The sequence below is a fragment of the Amycolatopsis vastitatis genome, from assembly GCF_002234595.1.
Taxonomy (GTDB): Bacteria; Actinomycetota; Actinomycetes; order Mycobacteriales; family Pseudonocardiaceae; genus Amycolatopsis; species Amycolatopsis vastitatis.
This window is the reverse complement of the sequence record NZ_NMUL01000058.1, coordinates 53715-66681: the sequence shown is the minus strand read 5'-3', so window position 1 is coordinate 66681 and position 12967 is coordinate 53715. Positions and strand designations below refer to the sequence as shown.

Sequence of the window (12967 nt, the reverse complement as noted above, 5' to 3'; positions counted from 1 at the left end):
GTCGCCGCCTGACCTAGCTGGTCAGGATCTGCGGGGAGAGCACCTTCAGCATCGCGTTGGTCCACTTCAGCTGCCGCAGGGTCTGCGGGTGGCAGCGGCTCGCCAGCTCCAGCAGCCCGGTGTCCTTCGCCGCCTGCGCGGCCTGGGCGAGCAGCTCCCAGTCGAGCGACACCCCGGCCGCCCGGCGGTGGAGGCGGCGCAGGTCCGCGAGCAGCAGCAGGCCCGGCTCCGGACGGCGGCCGCTCAACTCGGCCAAAGCCGTCCGCAACGGTTCCAGGGGACCCGGGCCCGGGATGTCCTCGCCGAGGTCCAGGCCGTGCGCCCGGCCGGCGCGGGCGACGTCGCGGACGTGTGCCGCCGACCAGCCGGCCAGGTCGCGGGCGACGTGGCAGACCTCGTGTTCCGCGTGGTGCCGGTCGGCGGTCTTCAGCAGGTCCTTGGCCAGGGTCGTCTCGGCGCGGTGCAGCTCGCGCAGGACCAGGTCGAGCTTCATCGGACAACCTCCTCGTCGACGGCCGCGGGCACCGGCTCCGGGCGCGGGGCCGGCGGGCCGATCCGGCGCAGCGCGGCCGCGGCGGTCTTGAACAGCGGCTGCTTGGACACCGGGTCCCAGTCGGTGAAGGTGAGCTCGTTGGCGGCGCGGTCGCCGTCCTTGCCCGCCGCGTGGTCGACGTCCCAGTAGCCGTAGTGGAACGGCAGGAACAGCACGCCGTCGCGGATGCCACCGATCCGGACGCGGGCGTGGACGGCGCCGCGGGGTGTCGAGACCTCCGCCAGGTCGCCCTCGGCGAGCCCGGCGGCGGCCGCGTCCCGTTCGGACACCTCGAGCCACACCTCCGGCGCCGCCGCCCGCAGCTCCGGGGCGCGGCCGGTCTTCGTGCGGGTGTGGAAGTGGTAGAGGGTCCGGCCGTTGATCAGGAAGAACGGGTGGTCTTCGCCGGGCGTTTCGTGCGGCACCACGTATTCGGCCGCCTTGAGCATGGCCTTGCCGTCCGGGTTCATGGCCTGGTACTCGACGGGTTCCATCGGTGCCCCGGTGACGAGGTCCCGGCCGTAGCTCTCGCAGTAGTCGGGCTGGGCGAAGAACTTCCCGTCGGTGTAGAGCCGTTCGGTCCCGTCCGGGCTGTCGGGAGTGCACGGCCATTGGACGCCGCTGACCTCGCGCAGCTTCGCGTAGCTCAAGCCGCTGTAGTCGCACGGCCGCCCGGCCGACGCGCGTTTCCACGCCTCGAACGCCGTTTCGGCGTCGTGCCACTGCGGGAACGGTTCGCCGTCGTTGCCGCGGAAGTCCATCCGCCGCGCGTAGTCGAGGAAGATGTCCAGATCGGGACGGGCCTGCCCGGGTGGCTCGACCGCCTTCTCCGACAGGTGCACCGTGCGGTCGGCGTTGGTGAACGTACCGATCTTCTCACCCCAGAGTGCCGCGGGCAGCACGACGTCGGCAAATTCCGCGGTCTCGGTGAGGAACGCGTCCTGCACCACCAGGAACAGCCGTGAAGAGTCCAAAATAGACCGGACGCGGCGCAGTTCGGGCAGCGACACGGCCGGGTTGGTGGCCGACACCCAGAGGAACCGCAGGGTGCCGGTTTCGGCGTACCGCAGCATCTGCATCAGGTGCGTCGGCGGCCCGTAGTGCGGGATCTTGCTCTCGTCGACGTTCCACAGCTTCGCCAGCTCGGCCACGTGGTCGTCGTTGGCCCAGTTGCGGAACCCGGTCAGGTCGCCGTCGGCCCCGCATTCGCGGGTGTTCTCGGCGGTGGGCTGGCCGTTCATCTGCAGCACGCCGGCCCCGGGCTTGCCGAGCATGCCGCGCAGCAGGACGAGGTTGTTGACCTGGACGGCGGCCGCGGAGGCCTGGTGCGACTGGTAGAAACCCTGCAGCACCGTGCACAGCAGCCGTTCGGCGGTGCCCAGCAGCCGGGCGGCTTCGCGGATCCGCGCGGCGTCGACGCCGCAGATCCCGGCGACGCGCTCGGGCGGGTAGTCCGCGACCATCGCCGCGAGGTCGTCGTAGCCGACCGTGCAGCGCTCGACGTAGCCGCGGTCGACCCAGCCGTGCTCGATGATCTCGTGCAGGAGCCCGTTCATCAGCGCGAGGTTGGTCCCGGGCAGCGGCGCCAGGTGCAGCGTCGCCGCCCGGGCGACCGGGGTGTCACGCGGATCGACGCAGAGCACCGCCGGCGGGTTCGGCCCGGCGAGCCGGTCGAGGACACGCGACCAGAGGACGGCCTGCGTTTCGGCCATGTTGTGCCCGAAGAGGGCGATGACGTCGGCGTGGTCGACGTCGGTGTAGGACGACGGCTGGCCGTCGCAGCCGAAGGACTCCTTCAGCGCCGCGGCCGCGGTCGCGGTGCACAGCCGGGTGTTGCCGTCGAGGTGGTTGGTGCCCAGGCCGCCGCGGGCGATCGCGGCGAGCGTGTAGTACTCCTCGGCGAACAGCTGGCCGCTGGTGTAGAACCCGAGCGCGCCCGGCCCCTGCTCTTCCAGGAGTTCCTTGCTGCGCCGGACGATCAGGTCCATCGCCTCGTCCCAGCTCGCCTCGGCGAGCTCGCCGTCCCGGCGCACCAGCGGGGTCGTCAGCCGGTCCGGCGACGAGTTCGCCTGCCAGCCGAAGAGGTCCTTCGGGTCGAGGCGCCCGCGGTTGACGCGGTCGTCGGCACGGCCGCGGACGCCGGCGATCCGGCCGCCGGCCACCGCGATGTCGAGGCCGTCCCCGCCTGCGTGCAGCACGGCGGCGCTGCGGACCCAGCGTTCGACGTCGCCGGGCGCCACGCCGTCGGCGAGGTGGCTGTCCACGCGGGCCGGCCACGGCTCCCCCGGCCCGTACGGCGTCCTGGTGCCCCAGGGCCGGGTGATTCCGTCGCGCTTTCCCACCGCAAGGACCTCCGATCATGGCCACGGGAGCGCCGGATACCCGGCCGGCGGACAGGCAAACGTCATTTTCGGGGTGTTTGGTTTGCGTCACGCAACAATGTAGGAAAATCCGATTCGTACGTTTCGACCGCTCCCGCGAACCGCGCGAACGCGACCGTCACCGCGGCACGGACCTCGGGACCGAGCCGGTCCAGCACGGCCGTCAGCACCTGCCGCCGGTCGCGGTCCACGCGCTCGACCAGCTGACGGCCCGCCGCCGTCGGCGCCAGCAGCGTCTCCCGCCGGTTCAACGGGTTGGCCGCCTTCTCCAGCAGGTTCAGGGTGACCAGCCGGTCACACGCCCGGGTGACCGAGGACGGGTTCAACGCCAGCTCGCGGGCCACCTTGCCCATGGTGACCGGGGTCCGGTCGAGGACCACCCGCAGGGCGCGGAACTGGGTGAGCGTCAGCTGTTCGGTGTTCCGCCCGACCGTCGAGTCCGCGATCGCCACCATCGCGCGGAGCGCGGCGAGGGCCGCGTCCGTCTCCTCCTGCGTTCGCCACGTTTGCGTCACGCAAGTATGGTAGGCACGAAAAGCGGGTACAGCGAATTCGTGGGCGCGAGACGGCGGCCACGGAAGGAGGCATCCGCACCGGTGAAACCGGATCCCGGGCACGCCGAGACGGCGGCCCTGCGCGACTACGTGGAGGCGGTCGCGGAACTGCTGCGCGTCGAACCGGCCGCGTCGTGGAGCGAGTACGGCAGCCCGTCGACCGCCTACATCGCGCTGGCCGACTCCTCGCCGCGGCACGCGGGCCGGTTCCTCATGCTGCAGTGGGCGGACGGCACCGGGTGGTCACTGGCCCTGGAGCCCGAGGGCGCGGAAGAACCGGTCGTCCTCCTCCGCTGGCCCGACCCGCCGCGGCCGCGGCCCGCCGTGGTGGCAAGACGGGTCCGCGACGCGCTCACCGAACTGGCACAGCCCCCAGAAGGCGCCCAAGAAGACGCCCGGGAAGACACCGCGCGGTGCGGCCACCCTTCGGGGTGACCGCGGGCGCGGCGGTCCCGGAACGGCAAAGGGAGTACTCATGGCTCAGACGGTCGGCGACTACCTGCTCCAGCGCCTGCGCGAGTGGGGTGTGGACCAGGTCTTCGCCTATCCGGGTGACGGGATCAACGGCCTCGTCGCCTCGTTCGGCAAGGCGGACAACCAGCCGCGGTTCGTGCAGGCGCGGCACGAGGAGATGGCCGCCTTCTCGGCGGTCGGCTACGCGAAGTTCAGCGGCAAGGTCGGCGTCTGCATGGCCACCTCGGGCCCCGGCGCGATCCACCTGCTGAACGGGCTCTACGACGCCAAGCTCGACCACGTCCCGGTGGTCGCGATCGTCGGGCAGACCGCGCGCAGCGCGATGGGCGGCAGCTACCAGCAGGAGATCGACCTGCAGGCGCTCTACAAGGACGTCGCGAGCGAATACCTCGTCGAGGTCAACGTCGCCGAGCAGCTGCCGAACGCGCTCGACCGGGCGATCCGGACGGCCGAGTCGTCCCGCTGCCCGACCGCCCTGATCATCCCGGCGGACCTGCAGGAGGAGGAGTACTCCCCGCCGCAGCACGCGTTCAAGCAGGTGCCGTCCAGCCCGCCGGGCACGTCGTGGTCCGTCCCGGTCCCGCCCGAGCGGGACGTCGACGCGGCGGCCGAGGTGCTCAACGCCGGCGACAAGGTCGCCATCCTGGTCGGGCAGGGCGCGCGCGACGCGGCCGAGGAGGTCCGCCAGGTCGCCGAGGTCACCGGTGCGGGTGTCGCGAAAGCGTTGCTGGGCAAGGACGTCCTGCCCGACGACCTGCCGTGGGTGACCGGCTCGATCGGGTTGCTCGGCACCCGGCCGAGCTACGAGATGATGCGCGACTGCGACACGCTGCTGATCGTCGGCTCGAACTTCCCGTACAGCCAGTTCCTGCCGGACTTCGGCCAGGCGCGCGCGGTGCAGATCGACCTCGACGGCCGGTTCATCGGGATGCGCTACCCGACCGAGGTCAACCTGGTCGGGGACAGCGCGGCCACATTGCGCGCCCTGCTGCCGCGGCTGAAGAGCAAGCCGGACCGCTCGTGGCGCGAGACGATCGAGAAGAACGTCGCGTCCTGGTGGGACACCGTCGACAAGGAAGCCGCCGTCGACGCCGACCCGGTGAACCCGATGGCCATCGTCAACGAGCTGTCGAAGCGGATCCCGGAGAACGCCATCGTCACCGCGGACTCGGGCTCGTCCACCAACTGGTACGCCCGCAACCTCCGCATGCGCGGCGACATGCGCGGGTCGCTGTCGGGCACGCTGGCCACCATGGGCCCGGGCGTGCCGTACGCCATCGGCGCCAAGTTCGCCCACCCCGACCGGCCGGTGATCGCGCTCGTCGGCGACGGCGCCATGCAGATGAACGGCCTCGCCGAGCTGATCACCATCGCGCGCTACCACACGTTGTGGAGCGATCCGCGCTGCGTGATCTGCGTGTTCCACAACAACGACCTGAACCAGGTGACCTGGGAGCTGCGCGCGATGGGCGGCGCGCCGAAGTTCGAGGAGTCGCAGAGCCTGCCCGACGTCGACTACGCCGGTTTCGCCCTGTCCCTCGGCCTGGCCGCCGTCACGGTCGACAAGCCGGACCAGCTGGCCACGGCCTGGGACACCGTCCTGACCGCGGGCAAGCCGGCGGTGCTCGACGTCCGCTGCGACCCGGACGTGCCGCCGATCCCGCCGCACGCCACCTTCGAGCAGGTGAAGTCGGCCGCCCAGGCGGTGCTGAAGGGCGACCCCGACGCGTTCCACCTCGTGGCGCAGGGGGTCAAGACGAAGCTGCAGGAGTTCCTGCCCGGGAAGAACCGGTGACGACGATCGAGCGGGTCGGCGCCCGGGCCTACCGGGTGCCGACCCCCGGCCCCGAAGCCGACGGCACGCTGGCCTGGGACGCGACCACGATCGTCGTGGTGCACGCCGAGGCGGGCGGGGTCACCGGGCTGGGCTGGACGTACGCCGACGCGGCCTGCGTGCCGCTGATCGAGGACGTGCTCGCGGGCGCCGTCCGCGGCCGCCCGGTGCTCGACGTGCCCGCCTGCTGGGCGGCCATGCAGCACGCCATCCGCAACCTCGGCCGCGCGGGCCTGGTCTCGTGCGCCATGTCCGCCGTCGACATCGCGTTGTGGGACGCCGCGGCCCGGTCACTCGGTGTGCCCGTGAGCAGGCTGCTCGGCCGGGTGCACGACGAGGTCGCGGTGTACGGCAGCGGCGGCTTCACCACCCTCTCCGACGACGAACTGACCGCGCAGCTGGACCACTGGGTCCGCCGGCAGCGCATCCCGCGGGTGAAGATCAAGATCGGCGAGTCGCGGGACCGCGATCTCGACCGGGTCGCGCTGGCCCGCAAGGTGATCGGCGATGACGCGGCGCTGTACGTGGATGCCAACGGCGCCTATTCGGTCGGTGCGGCGGGCCGGCTGCTGGCGCCGCTGCGGGACGCGGGAGTCACCTGGTTCGAGGAACCGGTGTCCAGCGACGACCTGGACGGCCTCGGCAGGCTGCGCACGCCCGGCGGGCCGGACATCGCCGCCGGGGAGTACGGCTACGACCTGCCCTGCTTCGCCCGCATGCTGCCGGTCGTCGACTGCCTCCAGGTCGACGTCACCCGGTGCGGCGGTTTCACCGAATGGCGGCGGGCCACCGCCCTCGCCGCCGCGGTCAGCCGGGACGTCTCGGCGCACTGCGCGCCGAACCTCTCCGCACACGCCGCCGTGGCCACGCAGAACTTCCGGCACATCGAGTGGTTCGCCGACCACGACCGGATCGAGCGGCTGTTCTTCGACGGCTGTCTCGACCCCGCCGGCGGCACCGTGACGCCGTCGATGGCCGCGCCCGGGCACGGGCTGACCTTCCGCGCCGAAGCCGCGGCCGAGTACGCACTCTGAAGGAGGATCCGCGATGGGAACCGTCCAGCTGCCCGACCCCGTGGTGCGCCACGCGGACCACGAAGACCTCGACGCCGGCGCGCTCGCCGCGGCCCTGCGCGAGCGCGTCGACGGCGAAGTGCGCTTCGATCGCGGAACGCGTGCGGCGTATTCGACCGACGCCTCCAACTTCCGCCAGGTCCCGCTCGGCGTCGTCGTGCCGCGGACGCCGGACGACGCCGTGGCGGCGATCGCGGTGGCGCGGGAGTTCGGGGCGCCGGTCCTGTCCCGGGGCGGGGGCACCAGCCTCGCCGGGCAGTGCACCAACACCGCCGTGGTGCTCGACTTTTCGAAGTACTGCAACCGGCTCGAGTCGGTCGACGCCGACGCGCGCACCTGCGTGGTGCAGCCGGGGATCGTGCTCGACGAGCTGAACCGGCAGCTGGCGGACACCGGCCTGCGGTACGGGCCGGAGCCGGCGACGCACATGAACTGCACGCTCGGCGGGATGATCGGCAACAACTCGTGCGGCGCCACGGCCCAGCGGACCGGCAAGGTCGTCGACAACATCGCACGCCTGGAAGTCCTCACCTACGACGGAATCCGCTTCTGGTGCGGCGAAACCACCGACGAGGAGTACGCCGGGATCGAGCGCCGCGGCGACCCGCGGGCGGCGATCTACCGGCAGCTGCGCCGGCTGCGCGACGAATACGCCGACGAGATCCGCCGCCGGTACCCGGACATCCCGCGCCGCGTGTCGGGCTACAACCTCGACTCCCTGCTGCCGGAGCACGACTTCGACGTCGCCGGGCTGCTCGTCGGCAGCGAGTCCACTTTGGTCACCGTGCTGCGGTCGGAGCTGGAGCTGGTCCCGGTGCTGCCCGAACGGACGCTCGTCGTCCTCGGCTACCCGGACATCGCGAAGGCCGCCGACGCCGTGCCCTCGATCCTCCCGCACGAGCCGGTCGCGCTGGAAGGCGTCGACCACAAGCTGATCCGCGACCAGCAGATCAAGCACATGAACCCGAAGGCGCTCGGCGAGCTGCCGGAGGGCCGCGCGTTCCTCATGGTGCAGTTCGCCGCCGGCACGCACGAAGAAGCCGAGCGGCAGGCGCACAAGATGCTCGACGCCCTCCACGACACCGAGCACGAAGCCGACGTCGAGTTCCTCGACGACCCCGAACGCGAGCACGAGCTCTGGCAGGTCCGCGAAGCCGGGCTCGGCGCCACCGCGCACCTGCCGGGCCGGGCCGACACCTTCGAAGGCTGGGAGGACTCCGCCGTCGCGCCGGACCGGCTCGGCGAGTACCTGCGGAAGCTGATCGCGCTGTACGAAGAGTTCGGCTACGCCGGCGAAACGGGCCCGAGCCTGTACGGCCACTTCGGCCAGGGCTGCGTGCACACCCGGATCCCGTTCGACCTCTACTCCGCCGACGGCGTCGCCACCTACCGGCGGTTCATGGAACGCGCCGCCGACCTCGTCGCCGCGATGGGCGGCTCGTTCTCGGGCGAGCACGGCGACGGCCAGTCCCGCGGCGAACTGCTGCCGAAGATGTTCGGCGAGGACCTGGTGACGGCGTTCGGCAGGCTGAAGGCCGTCTTCGACCCCGGGAACCGGATGAACCCCGGCAAGGTCGTCGCCCCCTACCGGCTCGACGAGAACCTGCGCCTCGGCGCCGGCTGGGCGCCCGCCGACCCGCAGGACCTGCACTTCCGGTTCCCCGAGGACGGCGGCTCGTTCGCCCAGGCCGCCAACCGCTGCGTCGGCGTCGGCCGGTGCCGGCAGCACACCACGAGCGGCGGGCAGGTCATGTGCCCGTCGTACCAGGTGACCGGCGAGGAGGAGCACTCCACGCGCGGGCGTGCCCGGCTGCTGTTCGAGATGCTCGACGGCCACGGCGACAGTCCCGTCGGCGAGGGCTGGCGCTCCGACGACGTGCGCGAAGCCCTCGACCTTTGCCTGGCGTGCAAGGGATGCAAGACCGACTGTCCGGCCAATGTGGACATGGCGACGTACAAGGCGGAGTTCCTCAGCCACCACTACGAGGGCCGTCCGTGGCGGCGGCCGCGCTCGGACTACACGATGGGCTGGCTGCCGGCGTTCGCCCGGGTCGTCGGCGGGCTGCGGGCCGGGCGCGTGGTGAACGCCCTCACCCACGCGCCCGGGCTGGCGCGCCTGGCCACGCTCGCGGCCGGCGTCGAGGACCGCGAAATCCCGAGGTTCGCCGGAGAGACGCTGCAGCAGTGGTTCGCCCGGCGGGGGCCGTCCGGCACCGGCGCCCGCGGCACGGTGCTGCTGTGGCCGGACACGTTCACCAACTCCTTCCACCCGCACGTCGGGCAGGCCGCGATCCGAGTGATGGAGGACGCCGGATGGCGGGTCACGATGCCGTCGGCGCCGATGTGCTGCGGGCTCACGTGGATCTCCACGGGGCAGCTGGGCCTCGCCAAGCACATCCTCGCCCGCACGGTCCGCGAGCTGGCCCCGCACCTGCACGACGGCGGGTTCGTCGTCGGCCTGGAACCCAGCTGCACGGCGGTGTTCCGCTCCGACGCGTACGAGCTGTTCCCGGGCGACCAGGACGTCCGGCGGCTGCGCGCGCAAACGGTGACGCTCGCGGAGCTGCTCACCGAGCACTCCCCCGGCTACCGCCCGCCGCGGCTCGACGCGAAGGCGATCGCGCAGGTCCACTGCCACCAGCACGCGATCATGGGCTGGGACGCCGATGCGCGTCTTCTGGAAGCCGCGGGGGTCGACGCCGAGCACCTCGACAGCGGCTGCTGCGGCCTGGCCGGCAACTTCGGCTTCGAGAAGGGTCATCTCGACGTCTCGAAGGCGTGTGCCGAGCGGGTCCTGCTGCCCCGGGTGAGGGAGGCGTCGCCGGACACGGCGGTCCTGGCCGACGGCTTCAGCTGCCGCACCCAGCTGCACGAGCTGGACAGCGGCGGCCGGGAAGGCGTGCACCTGGCGGAGCTGCTGGCCAGTGCGCTCGACGGCCCGGCGGAGGCGCCGAGGAAGAAGCGGACGGCGGTGCTCGCCGCGCTCGGCGTGGCCGCGCTGGGCATCGCCGTGTCTCGCCGGAGGACCCGGTGACACGCGCGATCGCCGCGGCCCGGGCGGTATGGGGCGGCGGGCTGGTCGTCGCTTCGCGGCACCTGCCCGTCCCGCGGAAAGTCGTGCTGGCGCTGGGCATCCGGCACCTCGCACAGGCCACGGCCACTTGGCGGCGCCCGGACGGCATCGTCGCCCGCTGGGGCTGGACCGCCGATGTCGCGCACAGCGTCAGCATGCTCGGCGTGGCCGTGGTGTCCCGGCGGTGGCGGGCCGCCGCTTTGGCGAACGTGATCGTCGCGGCCGCCTGGGCCCGCGCGGCCCGCATCGGAGAACGGAGGCAGTCATGAACCAGGTAGTAGTCGTGACCGGCGCCAGCGGGGGCATCGGCCGTGCCGTCGCCCGCGCGTTCGGCGCGCGGGAAGCCCGCGTCGCGCTGCTCGCCCGCGGCGAAGAGGGCCTCGATGCCGCCGCCGGGGACGTCACCCGTGAGGGCGGGACCGCGCTCGCGATTCCCACCGACGTCGCCGACTTCGCGCAGGTCGAAGCCGCGGCCGAACGGGCCGAAAAGGAGCTCGGGCCGATCGACGTGTGGGTGAACGTCGCGTTCACCTCGGTGTTCGCGCCGTTCAGCGAGATCGAGCCGGACGAGTTCCGCCGCGTCACCGAGGTCAGCTACCTCGGCTACGTGCACGGCACGATGGCCGCCCTCCGGCGGATGAAGCCGCGCGACCGGGGCACCATCGTGCAGGTCGGCTCGGCCCTCGCCTACCGCGGGATCCCGCTGCAGAGCGCGTATTGCGGCGCGAAGCACGCCATCCAGGGCTTCAACGAGTCCCTGCGCTGCGAACTGCTGCACGAAGGCAGCCACGTCCGCACCACGATGGTCCAGATGCCGGCCGTCAACACGCCGCAGTTCTCCTGGGTCCGGTCCAAGCTGCCCCACCAGGCCCAGCCGGTGCCCCCGATCTACCAGCCGGAGGTCGCCGCGCGGGCCGTGCTGCACGCCGCCGACCACCCGCGCCGTCGCGAGTACTGGGTCGGCGGCAGCACCGCCGGCACCCTCCTCGCGAACGCCGTCGCCCCCGGCATCCTCGATCGCTACCTGGCCAAGACCGGCTACCAGTCACAGCAGACCGACGCGGACAAGCCCGCCGGCCAGCCCGAAAACCTCTGGGCACCGGCCGACCGCTCGCGGGACTACGGCGCGCACGGCCGGTTCGACCGCAAGTCCACCCCGCGCAGCTTCCAGCTGTGGGCCAGCACGCACCACGGCCTCCTGGCCGCCGGCGGGAGCGCGCTCGCCGCAACGGCGCTGGCGGTGTGGCGCCGAGCCCGGTCATGACCGGCGTCGCCCCGCACGTCCTGCGCGAGTACGCGCTGCTGGCCGACGGCGAGCGTGGCGCGCTGTGCGGCCCGCGCGGCGACATCGCCTGGCTCTGCGCCCCCGGGTGGTCCGACAGCGCCGTGCTGTCCTCGCTGATCGGCGGCACCGGCAGCTACCTCGTCAGCCCCGTCGGCGCGTACGTCTGGGGCGGCCACTACGAACCCGGCGGCCTGATCTGGCGCAACCGCTGGGTGACGACCGAGACCGCCGTCGAGTGCCGGGAAGCCCTCGCCCACCCCGGCGATCCGCACCGCGTCGTGCTGCTGCGCCGCATCGAGGCGGTCGAACGGGCCGTCCGGATGCGCGTCCGGCTGGACCTGGCCGACGGCTTCGGGCGACGGTCGCTGCGCGAGCTGCGGCGGGACGAAGACGGGACGTGGACGGGCCGCACCGGCGACCTGCGGGTGCGCTGGACGGGCGCCGGGGACGCGGTGGCCGAGGACGGACGGCTGGCCTTCGAGCTGACCGTGCCGGCCGGCGGCCGGCACGACCTCGTCCTCGAGCTCTCCGACCGGCGCCTGCCCGATCCGCCCGACGCCGCCTATCTGTGGGAAGCCACCGAACACGCGTGGCACAGCGCCGTGCCGGAGCTGGAGAACACCGTCGCCGCCCGCGACGCCCGGCACGCCTACGCGGTCCTGCGGGGGCTGACCACGGATTCCGGCGGCATGGTCGCCGCGGCCACCCTCGGCCTGCCGGAGCGTTCCGAAGCCGGCCGCAACTACGACTACCGGTACGTGTGGCTGCGAGACCAGTGCTATGCCGGGCTCGCCGCGTCCGTCGACGAGCCGCACCCCCTGCTCGACGACGCGCTCCGGTTCACGACTGCCCGCGTCCTCGACCATGGAGACCGACTCCTGCCCGCTTACCGGGCCGACGGCACCCCGCCGCCCGGCGAAACGACGCTGCACCTGCCCGGCTACCCCGGTGGCTCCGACGTCGTCGGCAACCGCGTCACCGGCCAGTTCCAGCTGGACGCCCTCGGCGAACTGCTGCAGCTGCACGCGGCCGCGGCCCGCCACGACCGCTTCGGCGGCGACGTCGAGCGCGCCGCCGACGTCGTCGTCCGGCTGATCACCGAACGCTGGGACCGCCCGGAAGCCGGGATCTGGGAGCTGGACGACCAGTGGTGGACCCACTCGCGGCTCGCCTGCGTCGCCGGCCTGCGCGCGCTGGCGCGCGAGGTGCCCGCGTACCGCGGGGCCGAGCTGGCGAGCCTCGCCGACAAACTGCTCGCCGAAACCACGGCCCGCTGCCTGGACCGGCACGGCGCCTGGCGGCGCAGCCCGGGCCGCTCCGGCACGGACGCGGCGCTGCTGCTCCCGCCCGTGCGCGGGGCTCTGCCCGCCGACGACCCGCGCACCCGCGCGACGCTCGACGCGGTCCGCCGCGACCTCACCGAAGACGGGTACGTCTACCGCTTCGCCCAGGACGACCGGCCGCTGGGCGAGGCCGAGGGCGCGTTCCTGCTGTGCGGGTTCACCATGGCGCTGGCCTGCCGGCACCAAGGCGACCTCACCGAGGCGTTCCGCTGGTTCGAACGCAACCGCGCCGCTTGCGGCCCGCCCGGGCTGTTCGCCGAGGAGTACGACGTCCGGCAGCGGCAGCTGCGCGGGAACCTCCCCCAGGCCTTCGTCCACGCCATGCTGCTGGAAACCGCACAGCGGCTGGCCACTCCGCCGTCCTGGTGACGTGGAGTGACCCGGGTGTCCCCCGATCCGGCGACGCGGTCGCGCATAC

General features: G+C 72.8%; 10 protein-coding genes. 7 read left to right on the top strand and 3 right to left on the bottom strand.

All coding sequences use genetic code 11. From position 1 onward, the window contains the following. Positions 1 to 13: 13 nt before the first annotated feature. From CF165_RS41895 to CF165_RS41885, 3 genes are all read right to left on the bottom strand, one after another. A complete protein-coding gene (locus tag CF165_RS41895) occupies positions 14 to 493 on the bottom strand; it encodes a hypothetical protein (protein ID WP_093953142.1) in 480 nt (159 codons plus the stop codon). Next, positions 490 to 2874, bottom strand: coding sequence for a molybdopterin oxidoreductase family protein (locus CF165_RS41890; protein WP_093953141.1), 2385 nt, complete (start codon positions 2872 to 2874; stop codon positions 490 to 492). The genes CF165_RS41895 and CF165_RS41890 overlap by 4 nt, the downstream gene beginning before the upstream one ends. A 62-nt stretch (positions 2875 to 2936) precedes the next feature. Next, on the bottom strand, positions 2937 to 3428 hold the full coding sequence (locus CF165_RS41885) for a MarR family winged helix-turn-helix transcriptional regulator (RefSeq protein WP_093953140.1): 492 nt from the start codon (positions 3426 to 3428) through the stop codon (positions 2937 to 2939). A gap of 81 nt (positions 3429 to 3509) precedes the next feature. On the opposite strand from CF165_RS41885, the gene CF165_RS41880 reads away from it, so the two are divergent. From CF165_RS41880 to CF165_RS41850, 7 genes are read left to right on the top strand one after another with little or no spacing between them, the layout of a single operon-like run. Further along, positions 3510 to 3902, top strand: a complete 393-nt coding sequence (locus CF165_RS41880; RefSeq protein ID WP_093953139.1) for a DUF6292 family protein — start codon at positions 3510 to 3512, stop codon at positions 3900 to 3902. 40 nt (positions 3903 to 3942) lie between these two features. Then, positions 3943 to 5736: a thiamine pyrophosphate-requiring protein gene (locus tag CF165_RS41875; RefSeq protein ID WP_093953138.1), complete on the top strand. Its 1794-nt coding sequence runs from the start codon at positions 3943 to 3945 to the stop codon at positions 5734 to 5736. Further along, complete coding sequence (locus CF165_RS41870) at positions 5733 to 6809, top strand: enolase C-terminal domain-like protein (RefSeq protein WP_093953137.1); 1077 nt, start codon at positions 5733 to 5735, stop codon at positions 6807 to 6809. Before CF165_RS41875 ends, CF165_RS41870 begins: the two co-directional genes overlap by 4 nt. Before the next feature lie 13 nt (positions 6810 to 6822). Next, a complete protein-coding gene (locus CF165_RS41865; protein ID WP_093953136.1) occupies positions 6823 to 9882 on the top strand; it encodes an FAD-binding and (Fe-S)-binding domain-containing protein in 3060 nt (1019 codons plus the stop codon). Then, complete coding sequence (locus CF165_RS41860; protein WP_093953135.1) at positions 9879 to 10190, top strand: hypothetical protein; 312 nt, start codon at positions 9879 to 9881, stop codon at positions 10188 to 10190. The genes CF165_RS41865 and CF165_RS41860 overlap by 4 nt, the downstream gene beginning before the upstream one ends. After that, positions 10187 to 11185 carry an SDR family oxidoreductase gene (locus CF165_RS41855; RefSeq protein ID WP_093953134.1) on the top strand — a complete coding sequence of 333 codons (999 nt, stop codon included), beginning with the start codon at positions 10187 to 10189 and terminating at the stop codon, positions 11183 to 11185. Before CF165_RS41860 ends, CF165_RS41855 begins: the two co-directional genes overlap by 4 nt. Further along, positions 11182 to 12918 (top strand): glycoside hydrolase family 15 protein, encoded by a 1737-nt coding sequence (locus CF165_RS41850; protein WP_093953190.1) that lies wholly within the window; start codon positions 11182 to 11184, stop codon positions 12916 to 12918. Before CF165_RS41855 ends, CF165_RS41850 begins: the two co-directional genes overlap by 4 nt. Positions 12919 to 12967 lie beyond the last annotated feature (49 nt).